Raw genomic sequence first — 25,782 nt, forward strand, 5'->3', positions numbered from 1 at the left:
GTAATGTGAAATGATGATAATACAATAATGTTTGAAGATAGATTTGGCAATAGTTGAATATGAATGTAGATGTTTAAAATGAAATATAAATAGTCAGATGTGAAATGTAAATAAAAGTAGAAAAATCAATTGAAATTGATTCTCATTATTAATATAATGAGAATGAGAATCATTTATTGTTAGAGGGGGATGCCAAAGTGGCAAAAATTTTAATAGCTTATGCAAGTATGTCAGGAAATACAGAGAGTATTGCTGATTTAATTAAAGTTAGTTTAGATGCTTTTGATCATGAAGTAGTATTGCAAGAGATGGAAGGCATGGATGCTGAAGAATTATTAGCTTATGATGGAATCATTTTAGGATCTTATACGTGGGGCGATGGTGAATTACCATTTGAAGCGGAAGATTTTCATGAGGACTTAGAAAATATAGATTTAGCTGGGAAAAAGGTAGCGGTATTCGGATCAGGTGATACGGCGTATGAACTGTTTTGTGAAGCGGTAACGATATTTGAAGAACGCCTTGTAGAACGAGGTGCAGAGCTTGTACAAGAAGGGCTGAAAATTGAATTAGCTCCAGAAGATGAAGAGGATGTTGAAAAATGCAGTAATTTTGCAATTGCATTTGCTGAGAAGTTCTAAGAATGGGAGTGTCAACGTGGAGACAATGTTAAGTGCAACTGCTATTACAAAGTTAAGAGATGGAAAACTGTTGTTAGCTACTACATATAATGGCTTATTTGTTGAACAAGACGGAGAATGGAAACGAATTTTAAATGGTTTTCAAAAACGAATTAGGGATTTACATAGCGAAGATAATGTAGTTTATGGTGTAGGTGACGAAGGGATTTTTATTCGTAGTATGAATGGTGGAGAGAACTGGACAATTCAGCGTTTTCCAACAAAAGCAACGAGTTGGAATGTATGTAGCAATGTACAAGGAACTGTCATTGCTCATGGAGAAAAAACGCTGTATCTTTCTAATAATTTCGGTTCGACATGGGAGACTATTCATCCGTTTCTTGAGTATGGCAGTGCGGCACCGTCTATTCGATCATTATTTTTATATAAACATTACTTATTTATTGGTACGAAAATACATGCTAAGTATGGTGGTGTTTGGCTCTTTGATTTGAAGACACGTAAATTAAAGAGGATTAAAATTGCGATGAATCAAATGATCTCTGCGTTGACTTTACACAATTCTTATTTAGTAGCGGCAAGTGGATCGTGCAAGGGAGTTAGCGGGAATATTTCTTATTGTAAAATAGATGAAAGTATTGCAAGTGAAAAAATATATTGGCATACATGTCAAAGTGAGCAGAAAGCAAGTAGCTATTTAGACTTAAGTGTAGACCAACATGTCTTATATACAACTTCAACGCAAAATAAGGCGGGTATTAGTAGTGTGTGCCGTGTACTTCTTGACGAAGGTATTGTTACAGTATGTGATTCAGTTAAAGGGCACGGATGGCGCATTGTTAATCAAAAAGATGGTTATGTAGTAGCTGGATCAGGTGAATTAAAAGCAATGCAGTGGGAACAAAAAATAATTTGAGAAAAAAACTTTACTTTTATTATATTGATATGATATAGTATGTTTAAACCATTTTACTTTTAATAATATAGAGATTTAAATGAGCTGTAACTTCCGAGGAGGATAGCAATGTTAAATCTCCTCAGGGGTTGCAGTTTTTTAATATCTGGCTTATTATTGTAAGGTGGTTGAAAATGAATATGTACATATAGGTACATTGTAGGAGGATTTTTTTCATGCAAAACGGTAAAGTAAAATGGTTTAACTCAGAAAAAGGTTTCGGTTTCATCGAAGTTGAAGGCGGAGAAGACGTATTCGTTCATTTCTCAGCTATCCAAGGCGAAGGCTTCAAAACTTTAGAAGAAGGTCAAGAAGTTACTTTCGAAGTAGAACAAGGTAACCGTGGACCTCAAGCTACTAACGTAAACAAGAAGTAATTTTTGAAAAAAGAAGGGCTCGCCCTTCTTTTTTTTGCATTTTTATAGATGTCCTCCTACTTACATATCATAATAAGACTGAATTTTCATTTATTTATTCGTAGTATTTTTGTATAAAGTACATGAATAAATAAATACTGAAAATAAAGTGTTTGTGTGAAAAGGAATTTAGAAAGAGGTAAATAAATTGAAAAACGCTACACATTTTATTGTGTTTGATATTGAGAGGAATTTCAGACCGTATAAATCAGAAGATCCGTCAGAAATAGTTGATATCGGAGCTGTAAAAATAGAAATAGGTACAATGAAGATAATTGAAGAATTTTCAGAGTTAGTAAAACCAAGTGCAAGATTAACTCGTCATACAACAAAATTAACCGGTATTACAAAGAAAGATTTAATGGATGTAGAAAAATTCCCTCAAATTATAGAGAAATTTATTCAGTTCATCGGCGAAGGTTCTATATTTGTTTCATGGGGAAAAGAAGATTATCGCTTTCTATCTCATGATTGTACATTACATGATGTTGAATGCCCAAGTATAGAAAAAGAAAGTAGAATTGATTTGCAAAAATTTGTTTTCCAAGCATATGAGGAATTGTTTGAACATACGCCAAGTTTACAATTTGCGGTAGAACAGCTCGCTTTAATGTGGGAAGGGAAACAGCATCGTGCTTTAGCAGATGCCGAAAATACAGCAAATATACTTCTTAAAGTGTATAGCGAGAGAGATATTAATAAGCGATACAAAAGACATGGTGAACTTGAACTTGTAAAAAACGGAAAACTAACAGAAAAAGCGAAAAAAAAGATGCGAAAATGGGTGTTTAAAGAACTAAAGAAAAATACAGAACGCCCTTATCAATGGAGTACATTTGAAAGTAGCGACACGTGGGAAAGTATAACGGAAAGATATTATATAAGTGAAAATACAGTAGAACTCCTGAAAAAACATTTGCTTACGGCAGTGAGAAAAGCGGAGCGGCAGATTAGGTATTTGGCTGAGATGGAGGAGAATGTAGAGGTTAAATGACATTCTCCTCTATTTCTAGCTACATAAATTTAACATCATTATACTGATGGATGAATAAAGTATTCATATTAAATAGGAATTGATTTGTTGTGATTGGGCCATTATAATTGCTTTGAAAATTAAGGGGTGGTAAGAATTTTTAAATACATTCATAAAATTAGAGCCCATAGAAATGAAAGAGGATAGAGTTAAATGGAAGCAATCTTTAACATTGTAACAGTTGTAGTTTTGGGGATAATATTTACCACGCTATCAGCAGTAATTATACTTCCTTTCATAGCAAAGAAGAAGAATTGGAAAAAGCTTAATATATCTTTAAAGCGTGGTGTATTAAAGATTAAAATCGAAGAGTAAAATATGAGTTTTATACAAGGGAGGTGTGATAGTGATAGACTTGGATATTAAAGACGTCACCGTACAGATGGAATTAAACGGTGTCTTTTGGAATGAGGATGGGGTTGCTGAAATGACGGTGACTACAAAAGCTGAGCATTCTTTTCTTCTTCGTTTAGTAGTTGACTTAAAAAGTAAAACTATTAGGGCGACAAGTGCCGACATAGTGAATGGATTCTGCCCTCTGTGCAAACAGAAAAGGGACGAATGTAGTGAACTTAATGACTTGCAAAACAAAATGGATATTTTAGAAGAAGCCTATGATTGGGTGAGAGAGCATCCAGAATATCGTTTTCAATTATCTTTTTACGAGTATAATAAATTTGAGGTAGTGAAGTGAAGTTTTCATTTTACCAACATATATAGTGACTACTCTAATGGAAATACGCTTGTACAACAAGGAAGGAATTTACTTGATTCTGCGACAATTGATATCTTGGATCAATAATAATTTTTAAAAATAAGCATGTTTTTGTTATAAATCAGGAAAAACGATTCTATTAAGAATCGTTTTTTAATATAAACATCAACTAAGCTCAAAATAAAAGAGCGCTTATTAAAAGCGCCCAGTAAAGACAGATATATGGAAGGATTTATTCAATCCCGTTCGGATCATAAGAATACTGTTGCTTATTCTCAATTCGCTCAATCACATCTTGCAGCTCATCTGGCTTCAGAAACTCAATAGGAGAGAAGCCCTTTTCAAACGTAAGTGTGTCTGCTTCAATCATAAGTACATATCGGTCATTTACCTTCGCAATATGTATTTGATCCCCGAAATCAGCAAGTAACGCCTTCACAGAGATATGATCTGCTTTTAGTTTTAATTCCACTTCAGGAGCGTGCTCGACGATTTGGGCAGTTGCTTCCATTACTTCTTCGGTTGAAAATTGTTCCATAATTTCGCGTTTCGGACTGGCAGCCCATACTTCCATCGCTTGGTCGAATTGTTCGCGTTCTTCCGTACCTTCTTCAAATACATCTTCAATTTGGTCGTATACCATGTCCATTACCTGTGTTTTCATAATTTCAGGCATAGAGCGTTCATATTCGACGAATTTTAAGAAGTCTTCAAAGTAGCGGGCATGTGATGCTTGGTGTATTTTTAGTTCGCCTACTTCAACCATACCTTCTTCAGGCATGTATGGATACTGGATAGATTTCATATTCTTTGTTGTGATGGCCATTTCAACGTTACGAATCAGTGTTGATTCATCAGAAATAGAAGCAACCTTTGGTTCGAAGTCGCATTTCATTACGAATACGAATGGGTCATCAAAGTATTTGCGTAGTTTTGCCTGAGCAATTAAAAATACACCACCGCGTACAGCGCTTGTGTCAAGATATGTATAAACGAGAGGTTCGCTCATATCTTTAAAGTTGTCCTTTGTTTCTGCAAAGCGAATACGATTAAAAAGGTTGTAATGAGGGTTTGAATCAAGTTCGTGCCCCTCCTCTACAATAAAGCGACCAATTTTTGTTGGGGCTTGTTCTGTTTTTGCATGACGTTCTACTTTTCGCTTCGATATTTTTAATAACTCACCATTCAAAAATTCTTTTAAGGAGCTATCTTCATATTCTTCAGCGTCTAAAGTTTGAAAATGTTTGTAGCGTTTATCAACTGCTTCACCTTTTCCTTCTACTTGTACAACATAAAAGGAAAGATAATTTATTTCAAAATCCATATTTATCACCTTGTTTCATTTCATTAACTCTTATCAGTATAGAGATGGAAAAAACTTTCGTCAATTTATATAAGGAAGGGGGAGCCCCTTCCTTATATAAATTTTATTTTTCCGATTAAAATCCGTCTTCTAATGCTGCGAATGGAATGTTTAGTCTGTTTTCTACCGTGCGTAAACGTTGGTTTAAGCGGTTTAGTCTACGTGTATGGCGCTCAACTGTATTTTCTAGTTGACGTACTCTTTGTTCAAGCTCATTTACGCGTCTTTCTAATTGACGATTTCCAGTGCCAGGAAAAGAGATTGGAAGTTGGAATTGTCTATTTTGGTCATATGGATTCGTTTGCTCTGCTTGATCTATATAAGATTGATATTGTGCTTGTAAGTCATACTGTGGTTGTTGGTATGCATATTGATTATATGGATCATATGGATTGTAGGGATACATAATAACATCCTCCATTTCTTTAAAATAGGTTGAATTCACCATAATGTATGTGCAAAAGCGGAGCGGTGGCACGGCAAATACCTATTTATGTTGATGAGATTTCTCTTTATCCCGCATTAACGGGCAGTAAGACCCCCACTGATTAAAGTTTCACTTTATAAAAAATAGCTTGAAGGTTTTTGATTTGAATTTCTTTTGCTTAATGGTATATACTGGATAAAGGGGAGAGTTTACATAAAAGTTACAATTCTATCAAACTCAAACTTTTATGTAAATATGTATAGACATTTATAAAAGAAAAGAGTAATTTATATAGAGTGAAAAATAACTTGTAACATTTTATAAACATATTGTAAAATGATTGTAACAAAACATACATAAAAATGAAATAAATACATAATAGTGATGTTGGGGAAAGGGAGAGAGTATATTGTTCCGTAAAGTAAAGGGTATATTAGTTGGGGTGTTATGTGTAGCTGTAGTGAGTGGCTGTGGTGCAAAAGTAAGTGATGTTGCATTGGTAAGTGATATTGGTGGGTACACTGTAGAGGCTAAAGCAGAAGTGCAGGATACTATTAGTTTAGTTGATGGCCGAACTGGTACTGAAGTGAAAAAATTAGATTTATCTGGTTTAGGCTATTTCGAAGATGAAGCGAAATTTAAAAAGTCTGTAACAAAGGTTGTTGGTGAGGTTGGAAAAAGCGTCGACAAAAAAATGGTTCCTTCACGTATAGCACCTGATGGAAGTTGGCAAGAAGGAAAACCTTCTTATGAATTAATGGAAAAAGAATTAGTAGATAAATTGTTAAATGTTGGTATGTGGGATGCTACGTATCAGTTGCCGATCGTGGAGAAAAAACCAGTCGCAACATTAAGTGATGCGCAAGGAAATGGTACGGTAATTGGTAGATATGAAACGAACTTAGGTGGTTCAACAGGTGGCCGTATTGAGAATATTCGTTTGTCAGCAGCGAGCATAAATGGAGTTGTGTTAGCAAAAGGAGACCGTTTCTCTTTTAATTCATTAATCGGTGATACAACACCAGATAAAGGATATCAATTAGGGAAAGAAATAGTTGATGGTAAATTAGTAGATGGATATGGCGGTGGTGTTTGTCAAACATCTTCAACTTTATACAATGCAGCAGATCAAGCTGGCCTGAAAATGGTGGAGAGAACTACACATTCTAAAACGGTAGGTTATGTTCCACAAGGAAGAGATGCTACAATTGCATATCCATATTTAGATTTAGTATTTGAAAATACGAATGATGCACCTGTGAAGCTTTATATGGGCATTCAGGGTGGAAAGCTAGTTGCTGAAGTACATAAAATGAGATAAGTATAATACCTTTATAAAAAAGCCATTATTTCTAAGTTTGATAGAATTAATGGCTTTTTTGTGCAATCAATATTACACCTCAAGATATAATGAACAGGAGGAAATTTAATAGGAGTAAGACAGTCTAAAAAAAGCATTAAATTTAATTCGTAGTTTTCTTATTGACATTATTAGTAATGGGGTGTATTCTTCATAATAACAACTAAATAAATGGAAAAATTTATTGGTTTTCTTATCAAGAGAGATGGAGGGACTGGCCCGATGAAATCTCAGCAACAGGCTGTATCAAAGTACTGTGCTAACTCCAGCGAACGCAATAGGCGTTTGAAAGATGAGGAGAAATGGATTCACATTTAACTCTTCTTATATGCGTAAGAAGAGTTTTTTGTTTAGAGAGAGGGGATAGAGTGAAGTTTGATGTAACGTATTTTTTAGAAAGTTTTCCGCAATTATTTAAATATGTATATATAACTTTAGGGATTACTGTAGTTTCAATGATTATTTCCTTCGTTATAGGGATCGGCTTGGCGATCATAACGAAAAATAAAACGAAATATTTATATTCAATTGCAAGAGTGTATATCTCTTTCTTTAGAGGAACCCCGTTATTAGTTCAATTGTTTGTTTTATATTTCGGATTACCACAAATCTTTCCGACATTTACAGTGCTTACAGCTATGCAAGCAACTTTAATTGGCCTAAGTTTAAATAATGCTGCTTATTTATCAGAGATTATTCGAGGTTCATTAAATGCTGTGGAATCAGGGCAAATGGATGCCTGTTTATCAGTTGGAATGACAAAGGCGCAAGCGATGCGACAAATTATTTTTCCGCAAGCTATTCGTGTCGCAGTACCGTCACTTGGAAATAATTTTGTTGGATTGTTAAAAGAATCTTCGTTATCTTTTGCACTTGGGGTGGCTGAAATTTTAGCACAAGCGAAAATGCTAGCGGCACAATCATATCGTTATATGGAAAGTTATTTAGCGGTAGCGATAGTATATTGGATTATTACAATCGTAATTAGCTGGGGACAGAAAAAGTTAGAAAAGAAACTGGATGCACCATATTTGTAACAGAAATGAGGTGATATATATGATTGAGATAAGAGATTTGTATAAGTCTTACAAACATAATGAAGTACTAAAAGGAATTTCACTTACTGTAAATAAGGGAGAAGTAGTAGTCATTATTGGACCTTCTGGTTCGGGTAAATCGACATTATTAAGGTGTTTAAACTTATTAGAACAACCGAATGATGGCAGTATTAGAATTGAAGATTTAGAGATTTATGCGAAGAGACTTTATAAAAAAGAAATAATACAATTGCGTCAAAAAACGGCAATGGTTTTTCAAAATTATAATTTATTTAAAAATAAAACAGCATTGCAAAATATTACAACGGCATTAACGGTTGTACAGAAAAAAAGTGAAGAAGAGGCAAAGGGAATATCGAGAAAAATATTAAAACAAGTAGGCTTAGCTGATAAAGAAGATTTTTATCCAACAATGTTATCAGGAGGGCAACAGCAAAGGATAGGTATTGCTAGGGCAATGGCTTTAAATCCCGCAGTATTATTGTTTGATGAACCGACTTCCGCACTTGATCCAGAATTGGTGAATGAGGTATTGCAAGTTATTAAAGACTTGGCAAGACAGCACATAACGATGGTTGTTGTTACACATGAAATGAATTTTGCAAAAGAGGTGGCGGATCGCGTTATATTTATGGCTGATGGCATTATTGTAGAGCAGGGAACACCAGAAGAAATTTTCCGAAACCCACAAAATGAACGTACGAAAAAGTTTTTACGACAATTGAATGCTTCAGAAGAAGGCAATCATTTCGTTATTTAGGAGGAAGAATTGTGAGGAAATCATCATTATTACTAACATTAGCATTAACAGTATCAGTTGGAGTTTTATCAGCTTGTGGTTCAAATACAGCAAGCGAAACAACAAATGAAAAAGTAGTAAAAGTTGGGACATCTGCAGGTCGTAGTCCATTTATTTTTAAAGAAGGTGAGAAAGTAAAAGGCTTTGATGCTGAAATTATTGAAGCGGCTGCTAAAAAGGCTGGGTATAAAGTAGAATGGAATGTTTCTGATTTTGAGGGATTATTTGGCTTATTAGATTCAGGACGAATTGATACAATTGCAAATGAACTATCAGTTTCTCCGGAAAGAAAAAAGAAATATGATTTTTCAATTCCGTACGTGTATTCTGGTTCTGTATTCGCGGTGAAGAAAGATAATCATACCATTAAATCGCTAGAAGATTTAAAAGGTAAGACTGTAGGTGTCGGGCTTGGTACAGCTGGAGAGCAAGAATTAAAAGCATTAAATAAAAATAATGCTTTTACAATTAAAACGTTCTCAGAGGATCCGACAGCGGAATTGAATGAAGTAGGACTTGGACGCGTCGATGCCTATTATAATGATAAAGTTCAAGTAGAAACAACTATAACAAAGGCGAAATTGGACAACGTCAAAATAGGATTTGGTCCACTTGAATGGGGAGAGATTGCATTTCCATTTGCAAAAAAGAGTGAAAAGTTAGAAGATATAAATAAAGCGTTGAAAGAATTAGAGCAAGATGGCACATTAAGTGATATATCGAAAAAATGGCTAAAAGTTGATGCTACGAAAAAACAAAATTAAGGTGTATTCGTTGAATGGAGTTATCGCCTATCAACTGATATAAAAAATTAAAGGAAACTAGAGAGGAAGTTATTCATGGTACAAATTCATCCGAAAACACGTATTGGTCATGTTGAATTTAAAGTGAAAGATTTAGAGCGTCAAATTGCTTTTTATGAAAATGTTGTAGGCTTAGAGGTAATTAAGCAAGAGGGAAATAAAGCATATTTATCTGGAAAAGGTGGAAAGAACGCGTTACTTGTTCTTGAAAAGTTAGAGGACGGGGTACTGCAAGAACCGCGTACGACTGGTATATATCATGTAGCCTTTTTAGTTCCGACTCGTGAAGCTTTTGCTTCTGCGCTATTTGGGGTTCTTCGTAATAAGAATGTAATTGACAGCCCGGCTGAGCAAGAAGGGCGTTATACATATTCAAATGAAATTTTACCAATTTCAAGGTTTAATAGTGCAAGTGATCATACGTATAGCGAAGCTTTTTATTTGCAAGATTTAGAGGGGAATGGTATTGAAATTTATGTAGACCGTCCGCGCGATCAATGGGGAGAAGGGCCAGGAGGAAGTACACCACTTGATTTAAAAGAATTGGCAACACTCGTTGATTATGAGTTTGCTGGTTTGCCTGCTAATACTGTCGTTGGGCACGTACATTTACGAATAGCTGATGTAGAGAAATCACATGAATTTTATGTGGAAACAGTAGGTTTTGAAGTACAACAGCGTGAAGAGGATTGCTTATTTATTTCAGCAGGGGGATACCATCACCATATTGGTGCAAATACGTGGAACGGAGTAAACAATCCACACCCACCAGTACATGCAACTGGACTAAAGGTATATGCGATTGTACTACCGCATAAAGAAGCGTTAGATGAAGTGAAAGAAAGATTAATAGAAAAACAACATGAAATAAATGAAACTACAAATGGGTTTGCGGTGGTAGATCCAAGTGGTATTACAGTGCAGTTTGAAATAGAAGCAGTGTAAAAGAAGCGAGAAAGTGTATAATCACTTTCTCGCTTCTTTGTGATCATTCATAGCTCAATCCAATATCTTCTTACTATATTCCCATCTTCCTCAGTGAAATCATCATCACGAATCCCGCCGTTATGTAAAATTGTTTTTTCAGAAGCGGTATTCACTGCGTCGCAAACGACAAGTACTTTCGTGATGTTTAATTCCTTCGTTTTTTCTAATGATAATGCTAGTAACTTCGTAGCATAACCTTTTCTTCTTTCAGAAGGGCGAATGCCATAACCGATATGACCGCCAGCGTTAAATAAATGTTCGGTTAAACTATGACGTATATTAACAGCTCCCGCAATTTTATTTTCATCTGTAACAAGCCAATATGTAGAGTCTGGTACCCAAGTTTCAGGGATATTTATTCCGTTATGCGCATCGAGAAGTTCTTGAACCATAGCTGGGAAGTTGGCAGGATTTTTTGAGATAACCCACGGGATCATTGTTTCATCGCTATCTTTCCATTCGTTATAGAAATCTAAGTATTCTTCTTGTAAATCAGTAGTAGGTGTAAGTAACGAGACGTTCATTGTTAGTAAGCTCCTTTATTTATGTAGTTTTTATAAAAAAATATGACACAAAATGAAAGCGTTTTCTAAACTTTCTCAACCTAATTTCATGTAATTCACCTTTGTTTTTTTAGAAAATTAGTAGAGGTTTAAAATTAGAAGTTATTTATTTTATGTTAATATTTAAAATATTAACATAAAACGGTCGGAGTATTAAGTTTATTTTAGTGGTATTCTTTCGTATCGATAAATGGATGTTTGTGATAATTTTTGTTTTATCTATCTATAATGAATGAAAGGGGGAAGTGCCCGTGAGTGTAGATTTTGATTTTATTATACGAATCGGTGTTGCTGGCTTGTTAGGAGCAATGATTGGTATTGAAAGAGAAATTCGATCGAAAGAAGCTGGATTAAAGACTCATTTCCTCGTAGCGGTAGGTAGTGCTTTAATAATGGTCGTTTCGAAATATGCTTTTTCAGATATTATGAATGAAGAACATATGGCTCTTGATCCGAGCCGTATTGCAGCACAAGTCGTTAGTGGAGTTGGCTTTTTAGGTGCAGGCACAATTATTATTCAAAAGCAGGCGGTGAAAGGATTAACGACAGCGGCTGGTTTATGGGCCACAGCAGGAATTGGATTAGCAATTGGGGCTGGCATGTATGTAGTAGGGATTGGAGCGACGATTCTCGTTTTAATTGGTTTAGAAATTGTAAGTCGTATTTTTAAAGTGCAATTTTTATTTCCACAAAATATAACAGTGCAAATGTTTGTAAATAAACATGAAGCGGTACAACAAATATTAGAAACACTACAAGTGAAAGGCATCCCAATACTCTCATATGAGGTGGAAGCTTCACAGCAAGGTACAGAAACTGTTTATAAGGTAGGGATGCAACTGAAAAATATATCGTCAGAAGAAAAGAATGAGTTTATTCAGCATATGCAAACATTACCGGAAGTTACGTTTATAAAGTTAAAATCATAGTGTTGAAAACGAGGATAGATGTAGCAGGAATTTTGCTATTATCTATCTTTTTTGATATAAAATGCACGGAAAGTCAAGCGTTAATTTTACATGAAATGAATATATGTGTGAACGTTACCTTATTTTTTCTCAATACAGGACAAAAAGTAAAAATAGTAAAATAATGGAGCGGGACACTAAAAATGTAAGGTAGGGGAGAGCATGAAAGGCTATTCAAAGAAAATGTTAGTAGGGGTAAGTTTTGCTAGTTTAATGTTAGGGAGTTTTCAAGGGGGCAGTTTGGCAGAAGATACTAAGGGAGAGCAAGTTTCTTATCGAAATGTGCTCAAAATGGAGCCAGTAGGTGTACAACTACCAGTACAAGAATTAGCTCATTCATCGAAAGTGCTCGAAAGCAAGTCTTTTGAGAAAAGGCTACAATTTGCCGATTTATCACAAAGACCACCTGAGGTGAAAAAAGAAAGTAAGCAATTAGCTGTAGCGAAAACTTATACAATTGCTGAATTAAATCAATTAAGCAATCAGCAGTTAGTAGATTTACTTGTAACAATTGATTGGGAGCAAATTACGGGGCTATTTCAGTTTAATACAGACAGTCTAGCATTCTATCAAAATGATAGTAGGATGCAGGCGATTATTGATAAATTGAAACAGCAAGGACAAGCCTATACGAAGGATGATTCAAAAGGGATTGAGACATTAGTGGAGGTATTACGTTCAGGATTTTATTTAGGATTTTATAATTCGGAACTTAGTAAATTAAATGAACGGAGTTATCATGATAAATGCTTACCTGCATTAAAAGCGATAGCTAACAATTCAAATTTCAAGCTGGGTACATTAGAGCAAAATAGAGTGGTATCATCATACGGAAAGTTAATAGGAAACGCTTCGAGTGATGTGGAAACGATAACATCAGCTGCAAAAATTTTTAAACAATATAATGATAATTTTTCTACATTAGTAGATAATCTTTCAGCTGGAAATGCTATTTACGATATTATGCAAGGTGTTGACTACGACATTCAATCGTATTTGTACGATACGAGGAAAGCACCGAAAGATACAGTATGGTATCAGAAAATAGATAGTTATATTAATGAATTAAGTCGTTTTGCATTAATGGGAACGATTACAGCAAAAAACGGTTGGCTTATTAATAATGGCATTTATTATACAGGTAGACTCGGTACGTTCCATAGTACAGGAACGAAAGGATTACAAGTTGTAACAGATGCGATGAAAATTTATCCGTATTTAGGGGAGCAATATTTCGTAGCTGCTGAGCAAATCGCAACGAATTATGGCGGAAAAGATGCAAATGGTAAAGTGGTGAATTTAGATCAAATAAGAGAAGATGGAAAGAAAAAATATTTGCCAAAAACCTATACGTTTGATGATGGGGCAATTGTTTTAAAAGCTGGAGATAAAGTGACAGAAGAAAAAGTAAAACGTTTATATTGGGCGGCAAAAGAAGTGAAGGCACAATTCCATCGTACGGTTGAAAGTGATCAACCTTTAGAAAAAGGAAATCCTGATGATGTATTAACAATGGTTATTTATAATAGCCCAGCAGAATATCAATTTAATCGTCAATTGTACGGATATGAAACGAATAACGGTGGTCTTTATATAGAAGGAACAGGTACGTTCTTTACTTATGAGCGTAAGCCAGAAGAAAGTATTTATAGTTTAGAAGAATTATTCCGACACGAGTTCACACATTATTTACAAGGTAGATATGAAGTACCAGGTTTATGGGGACAAGGAAAAATATATGAAAATGAAAGATTATCTTGGTTTGAAGAAGGGAATGCTGAATTTTTTGCAGGGGCAACGAGAACGGATAATGTTGTACCGAGAAAGAGTATTATAGGAGGATTATCTTCAAATCCAGCAGAGCGTTATACGGCAGAGCGAACGTTAAATACAAAGTATGGAACGTGGGATTTCTATAATTATTCCTTTGCTTTACAATCTTATATGTACAATAAGAGATATGATATGTTTGATAAAATACATGATCTTATTAGGAAAAATGATGTAACAGCATATGATGCATATCGCTCTACATTAAGTAAAGATGCGAATTTAAATAAAGAATATCAAGACTATATGCAAATGCTAGTTGATAATCGTGAGAAATATGACGTGCCATTAGTATCAGACGATTATTTAGCAAATCATGCACCGAAACCAGTTTCAGATATTGCGGCAGAAATAACGGCGGAAGCAAAATTGAAAAATGTATCAGTGAAGAAAAATAAATCACAGTTCTTTAATACATTCACACTACAAGGAACATATACAGGAACTGCAGCAAAAGGAGAATATGAAGACTGGAAAACAATTACACAAAACGTTAATGATACGTTAAAACGTTTAAGTGCAAAAGAATGGACAGGTTATAAAACAGTAACAGCATACTTCGTAAATTATCGCGTGAATGCATCAGGACAATTTGAATATGATGTTGTGTTCCACGGTATTAATACAGAAGAAGGTGCAGAGAATAAAGCGCCAGTTGCGGTTATAAACGGTCCGTATAGTGGAAATGTAAATGAAGCAATTTCATTTAAAAGCGACGGATCAAAAGATGAAGACGGGAAAATTATTTCATATAAATGGGAGTTTGGAGACGGTACTGTAAGTAATGAGCAAAATCCAACTCACGTATATATAAAAGAAGGAACGTATACGGCGAAATTAACAGTAACAGACGATAAAGGAGCAACTAATACTGCTACAGCGACTGTAACTGTTCAAAAGAAAGAAGATAACAGTGTAGAAAAAGAACCGAATAACTCATTCCAAACAGCAAACAAACTGCAGTTAAATCAAGTCTTACGTGCTAGTTTAGGAAATGGCGATACAAGTGATTTCTTTGAAATTAATGTGGAGACTGCTAAAAACCTTCAAATTAACGTAACGAATGAAAATAATATCGGAATGAACTGGGTACTTTATTCTGAAGCAGATTTAAATAATTATGTTACGTATGCTCAGCAGCAAGGGAATAAACTATTAGGTAGTTACTACACGTATCCAGGGAAGTATTATTTACATGTGTATCAGTATGGCGGGGGGACAGGGAATTATACGGTGGAAGTGAAGTAGTAAAAAGGGAGTTGTCTTTTTCAATGAATGGCACAAGGTCTGTACTTTAATGGAAAAACAACTGTAGGAAATGTCTATAATGATAATAACAAATTAAGTGTCGAGAGATGTTATATTTACATTAAACAAATCTAATCAGTAAATGAGATAAAGTCGATGAACTAGTATTTCATCACGATGTAAGAAAAGTTATAAATATTAAGTGTTTTTAATTGAATTAAACTAAAGGATCAGAGTATATCTGTAACAATAGATAAGCTCTGATCCTTATTATTTTTAATTAACTAAACAGAAAATTTTTATCGCATTAGTAAGGGATACTAATAGAAAAGCGTGTCCCTTTACCTAAGTTACTCTCTATCTCTATATCTCCGTTTAATTCTTTAATAATACTATAAGCAATCATAGTACCAAGTCCAGTTCCTTTTTCTGTTGTTGAATAGAATGGCAAAGCAATTCGTTTTATTTGTTGAGATGACATCCCAATTCCTGAATCAATAATATCAATTATGATATTTCCTTTTACTTTTTGTATATTTATTTGTAATAATCCACCATTTTTCATAGCCTCAATTCCGTTTTGGATGATGTTGTTTAGACAGAGTTTGAATTTTTCGGGGTCCCCATTTATATAAAAGGAATCTGTACTATTTTGTTTGATTTCAACTTTGTATGATAGAGCGAGTGGTGAAATAGTATCTTTCACCTGATTTAAAATGTGATTAATATCTATTTTCTCTTTTAGGGTGTTCTGTGGTTTGGTTAAAGATAAATAGTTATTAATAGTAGATTGTATTTGCTGCATTTCAATTAACATGATTTCTAAGTATTGATCCTGAGATAGCTTAGAGGCATGTTTTTCATTTAATAATTGAGTGAATCCATGTACCGTGGTTAGTGGATTGTGGATTTCGTGTGCAATTGACGCTGCTAGTTCGCTAGCTATATAAAATTTTTCAGCCCGTTGTAGCTTTTCTTTCATTTTATATTTCTCGATCATTCCCTCTATTAAATAAACTGATAATAATACTGTGAAAATATTAATGATTATGTAATTTAATAAAAATTCTATGAGAGTAGAGTCTATTTTCCCTCCTGTATGTATTTGAGTTACAATACCGCAAATAGAAAGTGAAGTTGTACATACTAAAATAAGGAATAAGCTTAATAATACTTTTTTTTCTTTAACATACATAGGTAATAAGTAACGAAAGAGCATTGTTATACCAAAAATAATAGTGAAGATAATAAATGATGGAAGAACGCCATTTCCGCCTAAGTAAAACCGATAAGAAAGATATAAAATTCCTATAAAAACAATGTTTTTTGTATTTCCATATAGAAAAACTAATATTATAGGAATAAAACGTAAATCATAAATAAATCCCACATGTAAATGAAAAGGAAAAGTCATACAAAAAATAATAGCAATGGAGGAAAGGATAGAAAATAATATATTATTACATGTTGTTTTTTCTTTAAACTCTAGCCAAAATACGTGATAGCTAAGGATACAAATTATTATAATAAAGGTATTTAATAAAAGAGTAGAAATTCCCATAGTTTTGCATCTCCGATAGTTTGTAAGTAGAATTATGTATGAGTTGGACATAGATGTTTAGTATTAGTAGACTTTTTATCTAAAAAAGGAAGGGTACTTGAAAAATATGCTGTTATATTACTCGTATTAAAATTGATAAGGAAAATAGAAAAAATCTATTTAAATTTATGTACATATGAAATTATAAACTAACTTTTGTATAGGTGAAATTTGGATTGAGTTACTGATAAAATAAGGTTTTTTAAGTATGAATATTCTGTGAAAATGATATGCGTGGTGACTCCTGTTTTGTAGCCTTCGTTATATTAACATGGAATATATCAAATTACAAAGTGAAATTTTAGAAAAATTTTATTAGTACATTTTATCTGAAATAGAAATGCTATTTATGTGAGTATTTTAGTACTTACTCGTATAAAACTTTGTTAGAAAAAGACTTTAAAATTTACATGTTTTTTATGAAGCGTAATATTGTAGCTTTATCTATGTGGGTTTCTTAATAACTATTAAGATGAAAAGTTAAGATATATAGGTTTATAGATATGAATTATTACATAAAAACGCACTTGGAAAAGGATGTATGATGGTAATAGAATACAAACATCAAGGGGGAACTTAAAATGAAGTTAAATAAACTAGTGCTTAGTTGTGGAGTAGTTTCAGCATTAACACTTGGTGTGTTAGGGAATAATACTTATGCTGAAGAAGTACACAAAACGAATGATCCAATTCATGTAGTTGAACATGTTTCTGCAGACTTATTATTAACCCAAACAATGGATTATAGTGGCGAGGCTGAAACTTCTTTCGTATATGATGGGAGTACTGACTTAAGCTTCTCTATGAAAAATAATGGTCAAAATACAATGGGATATAGTGTAAAAGGTCCAAATACAGAGCTAATTGTTGGTGGTTATATAAAACCTGGAGAACAACAAATTAATGTTACAAATGTACGGAATGCTTTATCTCCATTACCGAATGGAACATATAAAATTTACGTTTCAAATGATGATGGTTCTAAGGGGCAATTCCAAGTTTCAGTAAGATCTATGAATTAAATTTAAAACGCTTTGTTTTTAAGTTAATTTAATCTTTACTTATTGGAAAGAAGCTAAAGTGAATTGAGAATTACCGATAAAAATGAAAACGAGCACCTTATCTAATTGTGAGAGGGTGTTCGTTTTTTGCTATTAAACAGAAAACAATTATAAATACATTTTGATATTTCCATTGCTAACCTACTAGATTGTGTCAACGAGAGAATGTCTACTATAAAAGATATCAAAATAAAGATGATGTAACATTCCGCTAAATGATATGGGGAAATAGAAAAACCACCCTTATATGAGTGGTTTTTAGTAATTATTTTTAGATTATACATTTAAAATTAGGCTAAGTTATAGAAATAATAAACATTTAATCCCGCATCAACTGCCAGTAAACGCCCGATTGGTTCAACTAATAATCAGTGGGGATGAACAAAACCCCCACTGATTAAAGTTTCACTTTATCCGTTGTTATTATTTTGGTTCTGGATAATGATTGTAGTATGAGATTCTAATAAATTCTTGGTAGACATTTGTTAATTTGGCATCTCTAAGAGCATCGTTGAATTTTTGCATACGTACACTACCTTGAGCGTAGCCTCCACCAGGAGTATAAGGGTTTCTAGCTTCAAAGTCATCCAAAAATACTTTTAATTTTTTATAGTCTTGAGATTGATAGAAAGCCACGGCCTCTTCAGGAGTAACATCAAAGTAAGAGGATGATGTTGAGTTATAAGAAGCTGCTTGAGCAGTAGGTACCTCTAGCATAGTTGCAGCTCCACCGAACATAGTAAGCACCATAGAAGATACAATAATTTTTTTAAACATAATAAAACCTCCATGTAGAATATTGGATTAACAGTAACCATGTAATCATTATAGTTACATTGAAAATGATTATCAAATGCAATGTTGCATAATGTATCCCGCTATTTGTGGGCAGTAAGACTCACGCCCAAAAATTCAATGAAAGTAAAGAAGTTAGATGGGGATCGAGCTGAATAAAGTTTTACTTTATTCTTTAAATGAGGAGTCACCCTTATATCTCAATGAAGGAGCGTAATAGAGAATTAATAGATTAAAAGAGGTGTATAAATTACTCGGATTAACCAGAAAATGAAAAGGCTATTTTTAATAGTGGGAAAGCTTAATAACTGAAGTGAAGGAATTGCTATTTATATATTTAACATACATATTTGTCTTTTAACTTGTAGGCGTGTTTTAGAATTTGTATATAGTAAATTCGTTAAAAAACTTGATAAATAATAAAATGTGTAAATTTTTTGACTATTTCATTAAAATTATTTAATATTTGTAATTTATTGTTTTATAATGATAATCGGGTCGATCGTGAATGTTTTAGATATTGCGATATATACTCGGATTAATTTATTCTAGGGAGGTTACAAAATTGGGTAAGAGAGTCATTATAAGAGTTTTTACATTATTATCAGTACTGGCATTATTCCTTAATGTATTTTTACCTAGGGCTAGTGCAGAGGTTATGACGCATGAGAAATATTCAATGGACTGGAGTTATAGTAATAGTCTAGGTAAGTACATTCGCACTGAAATGATTAAAAATTCAAGTGGTCAAATTGCTTATTGCTTAACTCTTGGATTAAAATCACCAAATGGTGAAGATCTTCCTGAAATGGGGAAAACAGATAATGTAGTATATAGAGTCTTATTAAATGGTTTCCCACAAAAAAGTGCTGAACAGCTGGGAGTAGCTAATAAAAATGAAGCGCATTATGCAACGCAACTTGCGGTTTGGAATGCATTAGGTCAACTCGATGTAAATGAATTAAAACATGAGAATAAAAATGTTGAAAAAGCAGCTAAGGCTATTATTAGTAATGCTAACAATAGTGAAGAGACTCAAGATGTTTTTATGAATGTGATTCCTGCTGAAAAGCAAAAAGCAGAATTAAAGGGTGAATTCTTCGAAACAAATCTATATTCAGTACAAACAAATGCTAAGAGTGGTTCTTATAAGGTAGTAGCGAAAAATGCACCTAATGGAGTTAGAATTGTTAGTGAAAATGGAGAAGTGAAAGATCAGCTTTCAGTTGGAGAAAAATTTCGTATCCAAATTCCTAAGAATACAAAAACGGGTGAATTTAATTTAAGTGTAGCTGCTAATTTAACTAAAGTTCAAGCAATTGCTTACCGTGGTACGGATACTGTTCAGAACGCTACAGTATTATTAGAAAGAAATGAAGAAAAGCTTAGTAGTGATCTTGCAGTAAATTGGGAAGCAGCTGGTTCTTTAAAAATTAAAAAGGTTGGAGAAAGTGGAGAAGTTTTAGCTGGTGCAGTATTTGAGGTCTTTAATGCAAATAATGAATCAGTTGGAAAAATCACGACTGGTGCTGATGGTATGGCAGAATTAAACAACTTACCAATTGGTACTTACACATTAAAAGAAATTAAAGCACCAACAGGCTATGTTTCAGATGATAAACCACAAACTATTGAAGTTAAGACAGGAGAAACAGGAGCTGTCCAAATAGTAAATAACAAAGTAAAAGGTAACATCGAAATTAAAAAGCTCAGTGATTCAGGAAAGGTTTTACCAAATGTTGAATTCACAGTCTTTACTGAAGATGGAAAAGAAGTGCAAAAAGTAGTAACAAAAGAAAATGGAATTGCAAACGTTGAAGGTCTTACGTATGGTAAGTATTATTTCTTAGAGACAAAAACACCTAATGGATATATTGGAAATAAAACAAAGTATCCTTTTGAAATTAAAGAGCACAATAAAACACTTACTTTTACAGTGGAAAATACCGAAGTGAAAGGTAGTGTAAAATTACTAAAAGTAGATAATGAAGATATTAGCAAAAAATTAGAAGGTGCAGTATTTGAATTGAAAGATGAAAGTGGAAAAGTAGTTGGGGAATATAAGACAGATAAAAATGGCGAGATTAACGTCAAAGATTTAGCGTATGGTAAATATTCATTTGTAGAAAAGGCTTCTCCAAATGGTTACGTTCTTGTTAAAGAACCAATTATGTTCGAAATAAAGGAACATGGGAAGATTATTGAGTTATTGGCAGTTAATCATCTTATCAAAGGTGATCTAGAAATTACAAAGGTAGATGTAGCTGATGGAAATAACAAGCTTCCAAATGCAGAATTTACGATTTATAACGAAGCAGGAAAAGAAGTAGTAAAAGGAAAAACAGACGATAAAGGAATCGCTAAATTTGAAAAATTACCATTTGGAAAATACACATATAAAGAAACTGTTGCACCAAAAGGTTATGTATTAAATGAAGAAACGTTCTCTTTTGAAATTAAAGAGAATGGTCAAATCATTAAACACATTGTCAAAGATGAAAAGATTCCTTCAATAAAAACAACAGCTACTGATAAAACAGATGGCACAAAAGAAATGCACACGTCTAAGTCTGTAACAATCCAAGATAAAGTGGAATACAAAGACCTACAAGTAGGTAAAGAATACACTTTAAAAGGTAAATTAATGAATAAAGAGACTAATAAACCATTAGTTGTAAATGGTAAAGAAGTAACAGCTGAAACGAAGTTTACACCAAAAGAAGCAAATGGCTCTATTACATTAGACTTCACATTTGATGCAACTGGTTTAGAAGAAAAAGAGGTAGTAGTATTCGAAGAGTTATTGAAAGAAGGAAAAACTGTTACAACACATGCTGATATCAATGATAAAGGTCAAACAGTTAAGTTCGTTAAGCCATCAGTAAAAACGACAGCAACAAACAAAGCTGATGGTGGAAAAGAGATTCATTCAAAGGATTCTATCACTATTCAAGACAAAGTGGAGTATACTAACTTAGTTGTAGGTAAAGAGTACACTGTAAAAGGTAAACTAATGAACAAAGCTATTAACAAACCATTATTAATTGATGGAAAAGAAGTAACAGCTGAAACGAAGTTTACTGCAAAAGAAAAGAACGGTTTTGTAACATTAGACTTTACTTTTGTTGGTGCTGAACAGCAAGGAAGAGAAGTAGTCGTGTTTGAAGACTTATTACATGAAGGGCAAGTAATTACAACGCATGCTGACATTAACGATGTAGGTCAAACAGTTCGATTTGTAGAACCTTCTATTAAAACGACAGCTATAAACAAAGCTGATGGTTCTAAAGAGTTAGACGCTTCTAAATCTGTAACAATCCAAGATAAAGTGGAATACAAAGACTTAATCGTGGGTAAAGAGTATGTTGTAAAAGGTAAACTAATGGATAAAGCAACAAACAAGCCATTATTAGTTGATGGTAAAGAAGTAACAGTAGAATCTAAGTTTATTGCTAAAGAGAAGAATGGTTCTATCACACTAGATTTCACATTTAATGCTTCTGCATTACAAGGTAAAGAAGTAGTAGTGTTTGAAGAACTGTATCAAGATAATATATTAGTAGCTATTCACGCTGAAATTGAAGATAAGGGACAAACAGTGAAATTTAAAGAGGTAAAGCCGGAACAACCTAAACCAGAACAGCCAAATTCAGATAAAAATACTCCAACACCAGAGCAGCCTAACGAGCAAGTAAAAGAACAGCCACAACCTAAGCAAGAAATTCAATCTAAAATTGGATGGTTACCGCAAACAGGTACTAATCTTACAAGTTGGATCTCTATGGCTGCAGGCGCATTACTGTTAATTGTTGGTGGAGTGATTTTCTTAAAACGTAAAAATGCATAGAAATTAAAAAATAAGCACATCTGTTTTTATAACAAGATGTGCTTATTTTTATCATTTTAGCCAAGAAGACTCCTATATTTAAGCGTGAATGGCATTTAAAATAGCAAATTTATTTGTAGTAAATAATACATAATTTTGTTTTACTGTTTTAATTAAAATACGGTCTGTTGTTCCATAAGCTGTTCCAATACGTATGACATCTACTTCTTCAACACCAGCATAGGTAGCATCTTCGGTAATCTCAATCACATCACGTAATGGAATTGTAATCTCCGCCAATTGCCATGAAATAATTAACTCTTCATTTGTTTTTTTTACATTAATGCCTAGCATTATACCAAGACCCTTCAATAATAATACGCTACACTTCTAATCTTATTATATAAATTTTTAGATTTTTTATCTATATGTAGGAATAGAATTTATTTATATTTGTGAGCATCTTAATGATGTCAAACAAATAGAAGGATATACAGTCTTTCTATTAAGAAATATGGTAAGAACAAAAGTTCACTTCAAATTAATATGAATTTGATATGGTTGAGATATTATGAACGAGAAATAGTAAGAGTTGCAGGAAGGAAATGAATAATGAGACTTAAATTAGTAGGGATTTTCATTTGTGTAATTATGATGTTAGGTATCTTTATAATTTACACCAATCAATCTATTGGTAAAGAACCAGATAAGACGAACTATGAATCTCGTGAAAACTCCATAAATAAAGAGAAAGATAGTAGAGGAAAAGGGCAATCAAAATACAATGAAAGTTCTTTTGCTAGTATACAGGCTGTAGTTAATAAGGAATATGGATTACCCGAAGACTATAAACCAGAGGATTTAGTTGTACCAAATGTACCATTCTCATTTAGTGGAACGGTAGAAAAGAGCCACCTCCGTAAAGAGGCGGCAGAAGCACTGGAAAAGTTATTTGATTTAGCAAAGCAGGAGGGGATTCAGTTAAATGCTGTTTCGGGATTTCGTTCCTATGACTATCAACAACGACTGTATGCAAACAATGTGAAAAGAAAAGGACAAGAGCATACGGATCGCTTCTCGGCAAAACCAGGACATAGCGAACATCAAACAGGGTTAACAATGGACGTTTCTTCTAAAAGTGCGAACAATGAACTAGAGTTATCCTTTGCTAATACGAAGGAAGGAAAATGGCTGAAAGAAAACGCGCATCGCGCAGGGTTTATCATTCGTTATCCTAAGGGAAAGGAAAGTATTACAGGTTATGCATATGAACCTTGGCATATTCGCTATGTAGGAGATATTGCTGAAAATATATATAAACAAAAGCAGACTTTAGAAGAATACATGAATCTATGAAAATAGAATTGAAGAATTAAACTGGCTATCAATAGACGTGAGATTGTAAAAGGCAGGGGATATAAATTAAGGTGTTTTTTAATTTTTTGGTGAAGAGGGAAGGTATCCCTCTTCTTTTTTCAGTCCTTGTAAAATTTGAGGATGTCTTAAGGGAGTGAAAAGATGGATTGTGTGAGTGTATTAATAAAGGCTACTTTAGGTGGCTTCTAGAGATGTTTTTTGAGGAAATACTAGTATTCATTGCAGCAATCGCCTATATTATAGGAGCATTCACGTTGGGATATAACAGAGAATTATAGAGTAAAGTAGGATTCAAAAGCATTGTTGAAAATGCGGTTGTTATAAGTTATTTTCCTATTAAAATAATTAGTCTTTGTTCAAAATTTAAGATTGTTATTTTATTATATCTAGTAACTATTTATAACATTTAATAATTACTTGGTTTACTATTAAGGTGGTTATATTACAAAATTGTAAGGTTATTTTAATTGACACTCGTATGTATAAGTAACTATACTGGTTACACGATGTTGGTGAGTATATTTAATAATCTCTATCTATAAGTGTATGTCCGAGGATTATTTTTAGAGTAATAGTTCGATTTTAAATTCATTATCCGTTATATAGTAATATAAACGAATTAATCTATTCTTTATTCAAGGTCGTATTATTTAAAGATTAATTATAAATTATAAATGATATATTTACCAAATTGTAATAACTTGATAGAGGTGTTCATTTTGAAATACAAATTAATTGCTACAGGAATTCTTGCTGGAAGTTTATTATCCTACTCATCTAATACATTTGCAAATACTCATAAGTTCCCAGATGTTCCTGCATGGGCGGACAAATCCGTTAATTATTTAGTTGATAAACAGGTATTGAATGGCTATCCAGACGGAACTTTCGGTTCAAATGACTCATTAGACAGAGCTTCAGCTACAAAAATTATGACAAAAGTTTTAGGTATACAAATTGACTCTAATGCAAAACCATCATTTACAGATTCACAAAACCACTGGGCTACTCCGTATATTGCTGCTGCTGAAAAAGCTGGTATTGTTAAAGGTGAGGGTAATGGAATCTTCAATCCATCTGGAAAAGTAACTCGCGCTGCTATGGCTACGATGCTAGTAAATGCATATAAACTACAAAGCACACCAAATTATAACGAGCAGGTTAAATTTGAAGATTTAAAAGGCCATTGGGGAGAAAAATATGCCAATATTTTAATCGGTTTGAAAATTTCTAATGGTACTGAGAACGGTTGGCAACCAAATAGATTTATAACACGTGCTGAAGCTGCTCAACTTACTGCAAAAACAGATATGATGCAACATCGTCCAAAAAACCCATTAGAAAGCAAAATAATCATTATTGATCCTGGACATGGTGGCGAAGATCCTGGGAAATCCACAAAGGGATTACCTGAAAGTAAGATTGTACTAGACACTTCTTTACGTCTACAACAATTACTTGAAAAGCATACACCATTTACAGTTTTATTAACTCGTCAATCTGATAATAGACCAGGACATGATCAAAAAAGTTCTTTACAGGAACGTGTTAAATTTGCTAAGAAAAATCAGGGTGATATCTTTATAAGCGTACATGCAAATGCTTTTAATGGTAATGCAAAAGGGACAGAAACATATTACTATAAATCTTCTAAATCCGAAAAAACAAATCCTCATGTGGAAGAAAGTCGTGTTTTAGCGGAAAAAATTCAAACACGTTTAGTAGAGGCACTTCAAACACGAGATAGAGGAGTTAAACATGGAGACCTTCATGTTATAAGAGAAAATGACATGCCAGCTGTGTTGACGGAACTGGCGTTTATAGATAATGGTATTGATTACAGTAAATTATCTACGGAAAATGGCAGACAAATTGCAGCAGAAGCCATTTATGAAGGAATTTTAGATTATTATGAATGGAAAGGAAATAATGTATCTGAATATAGGCTGTAATAAGT

23 protein-coding genes and 1 riboswitch are annotated in these 25,782 nt (G+C 33.4%); of the genes, 17 read left to right on the forward strand and 6 right to left on the reverse strand.

The features are described 5' to 3' along the window. Positions 1–197 precede the first annotated feature (197 nt). From MR170_RS01835 to MR170_RS01860, 6 genes are all read left to right on the forward strand, one after another. On the forward strand, positions 198–641 hold the full coding sequence (locus tag MR170_RS01835; RefSeq protein ID WP_001062758.1) for a flavodoxin: 444 nt from the start codon (positions 198–200) through the stop codon (positions 639–641). Positions 642–657: 16 nt separating this feature from the next. After that, positions 658–1,557: a WD40/YVTN/BNR-like repeat-containing protein gene (locus tag MR170_RS01840; RefSeq protein WP_048564501.1), complete on the forward strand. Its 900-nt coding sequence runs from the start codon at positions 658–660 to the stop codon at positions 1,555–1,557. A gap of 215 nt (positions 1,558–1,772) precedes the next feature. Then, positions 1,773–1,973, forward strand: coding sequence for a cold shock-like protein CspB (gene cspB / locus MR170_RS01845; protein WP_001179150.1), 201 nt, complete (start codon positions 1,773–1,775; stop codon positions 1,971–1,973). Positions 1,974–2,160: 187 nt separating this feature from the next. Beyond that, positions 2,161–3,006 (forward strand): exonuclease, encoded by an 846-nt coding sequence (locus MR170_RS01850; protein WP_242306952.1) that lies wholly within the window; start codon positions 2,161–2,163, stop codon positions 3,004–3,006. 192 nt (positions 3,007–3,198) lie between these two features. Further along, positions 3,199–3,360 carry a hypothetical protein gene (locus MR170_RS01855; RefSeq protein ID WP_000387294.1) on the forward strand — a complete coding sequence of 54 codons (162 nt, stop codon included), beginning with the start codon at positions 3,199–3,201 and terminating at the stop codon, positions 3,358–3,360. Between the two features lie 31 nt (positions 3,361–3,391). Further along, positions 3,392–3,739 (forward strand): hypothetical protein, encoded by a 348-nt coding sequence (locus MR170_RS01860; RefSeq protein WP_029442991.1) that lies wholly within the window; start codon positions 3,392–3,394, stop codon positions 3,737–3,739. A 253-nt stretch (positions 3,740–3,992) separates the two neighbouring features. On the opposite strand, the gene MR170_RS01865 is transcribed toward MR170_RS01860, so the two are convergent. Together MR170_RS01865 and MR170_RS01870 are read right to left on the reverse strand one after the other, a co-directional pair. After that, entirely contained in the window at positions 3,993–5,084 is a 1,092-nt protein-coding gene (locus MR170_RS01865) for a DUF3900 domain-containing protein (RefSeq protein WP_000345035.1), read from the reverse strand. A gap of 115 nt (positions 5,085–5,199) precedes the next feature. Beyond that, positions 5,200–5,529, reverse strand: a complete 330-nt coding sequence (locus MR170_RS01870) for a hypothetical protein (RefSeq protein WP_000283711.1) — start codon at positions 5,527–5,529, stop codon at positions 5,200–5,202. Positions 5,530–5,959: 430 nt separating this feature from the next. On the opposite strand from MR170_RS01870, the gene MR170_RS01875 reads away from it, so the two are divergent. From MR170_RS01875 to MR170_RS01895, 5 genes are all read left to right on the forward strand, one after another. Continuing rightward, positions 5,960–6,871 (forward strand): VanW family protein, encoded by a 912-nt coding sequence (locus MR170_RS01875; protein WP_242306954.1) that lies wholly within the window; start codon positions 5,960–5,962, stop codon positions 6,869–6,871. Positions 6,872–7,100: 229 nt separating this feature from the next. Beyond that, positions 7,101–7,209: riboswitch (SAM riboswitch) on the forward strand. Positions 7,210–7,278: 69 nt separating this feature from the next. Further along, positions 7,279–7,947, forward strand: a complete 669-nt coding sequence (locus MR170_RS01880) for an amino acid ABC transporter permease (protein ID WP_000667177.1) — start codon at positions 7,279–7,281, stop codon at positions 7,945–7,947. 19 nt (positions 7,948–7,966) lie between these two features. Then, complete coding sequence (locus MR170_RS01885) at positions 7,967–8,728, forward strand: amino acid ABC transporter ATP-binding protein (RefSeq protein WP_016080723.1); 762 nt, start codon at positions 7,967–7,969, stop codon at positions 8,726–8,728. Positions 8,729–8,739: 11 nt separating this feature from the next. Beyond that, positions 8,740–9,531 (forward strand): amino acid ABC transporter substrate-binding protein, encoded by a 792-nt coding sequence (locus tag MR170_RS01890; protein ID WP_029442990.1) that lies wholly within the window; start codon positions 8,740–8,742, stop codon positions 9,529–9,531. A gap of 75 nt (positions 9,532–9,606) precedes the next feature. Further along, entirely contained in the window at positions 9,607–10,515 is a 909-nt protein-coding gene (locus MR170_RS01895; RefSeq protein ID WP_242306956.1) for a VOC family protein, read from the forward strand. A gap of 47 nt (positions 10,516–10,562) precedes the next feature. Here MR170_RS01895 and MR170_RS01900 read toward each other — a convergent pair whose 3' ends face one another. Continuing rightward, entirely contained in the window at positions 10,563–11,081 is a 519-nt protein-coding gene (locus tag MR170_RS01900; protein ID WP_226604073.1) for a GNAT family N-acetyltransferase, read from the reverse strand. A 290-nt stretch (positions 11,082–11,371) separates the two neighbouring features. Between MR170_RS01900 and MR170_RS01905 the strand changes: the two genes are divergently transcribed. Further along, positions 11,372–12,049 carry an MgtC/SapB family protein gene (locus tag MR170_RS01905; RefSeq protein ID WP_242306957.1) on the forward strand — a complete coding sequence of 226 codons (678 nt, stop codon included), beginning with the start codon at positions 11,372–11,374 and terminating at the stop codon, positions 12,047–12,049. A 201-nt stretch (positions 12,050–12,250) separates the two neighbouring features. Beyond that, a complete protein-coding gene (gene colA / locus MR170_RS01910; RefSeq protein WP_242306959.1) occupies positions 12,251–15,166 on the forward strand; it encodes a collagenase ColA in 2,916 nt (971 codons plus the stop codon). Positions 15,167–15,473: 307 nt separating this feature from the next. On the opposite strand, the gene MR170_RS01915 is transcribed toward colA, so the two are convergent. After that, complete coding sequence (locus tag MR170_RS01915) at positions 15,474–16,727, reverse strand: sensor histidine kinase (protein ID WP_029442985.1); 1,254 nt, start codon at positions 16,725–16,727, stop codon at positions 15,474–15,476. A 620-nt stretch (positions 16,728–17,347) separates the two neighbouring features. Here MR170_RS01915 and MR170_RS01920 point away from each other — a divergent pair. Continuing rightward, positions 17,348–17,788: a hypothetical protein gene (locus tag MR170_RS01920; RefSeq protein WP_000773517.1), complete on the forward strand. Its 441-nt coding sequence runs from the start codon at positions 17,348–17,350 to the stop codon at positions 17,786–17,788. Between the two features lie 462 nt (positions 17,789–18,250). On the opposite strand, the gene MR170_RS01925 is transcribed toward MR170_RS01920, so the two are convergent. Beyond that, positions 18,251–18,604, reverse strand: coding sequence for a hypothetical protein (locus MR170_RS01925; RefSeq protein WP_242306960.1), 354 nt, complete (start codon positions 18,602–18,604; stop codon positions 18,251–18,253). 583 nt (positions 18,605–19,187) lie between these two features. Between MR170_RS01925 and MR170_RS01930 the strand changes: the two genes are divergently transcribed. Continuing rightward, positions 19,188–22,469: a VaFE repeat-containing surface-anchored protein gene (locus MR170_RS01930; RefSeq protein ID WP_242306962.1), complete on the forward strand. Its 3,282-nt coding sequence runs from the start codon at positions 19,188–19,190 to the stop codon at positions 22,467–22,469. 78 nt (positions 22,470–22,547) lie between these two features. Here the strand turns inward: MR170_RS01930 and MR170_RS01935 are convergent, their stop codons facing one another. Further along, on the reverse strand, positions 22,548–22,802 hold the full coding sequence (locus MR170_RS01935; protein ID WP_000900689.1) for a SunI/YnzG family protein: 255 nt from the start codon (positions 22,800–22,802) through the stop codon (positions 22,548–22,550). Between the two features lie 258 nt (positions 22,803–23,060). Between MR170_RS01935 and MR170_RS01940 the strand changes: the two genes are divergently transcribed. Together MR170_RS01940 and MR170_RS01945 are read left to right on the forward strand one after the other, a co-directional pair. After that, complete coding sequence (locus MR170_RS01940) at positions 23,061–23,804, forward strand: M15 family metallopeptidase (protein WP_029442983.1); 744 nt, start codon at positions 23,061–23,063, stop codon at positions 23,802–23,804. A gap of 740 nt (positions 23,805–24,544) precedes the next feature. Next, positions 24,545–25,777 (forward strand): N-acetylmuramoyl-L-alanine amidase, encoded by a 1,233-nt coding sequence (locus MR170_RS01945; protein WP_226604061.1) that lies wholly within the window; start codon positions 24,545–24,547, stop codon positions 25,775–25,777. Positions 25,778–25,782: the final 5 nt, after the last annotated feature.

It is taken from the genome of Bacillus cereus group sp. BfR-BA-01524, assembly GCF_022662595.1.
In the GTDB taxonomy this organism is placed as follows: Bacteria; Bacillota; Bacilli; order Bacillales; family Bacillaceae_G; genus Bacillus_A; species Bacillus_A thuringiensis_S.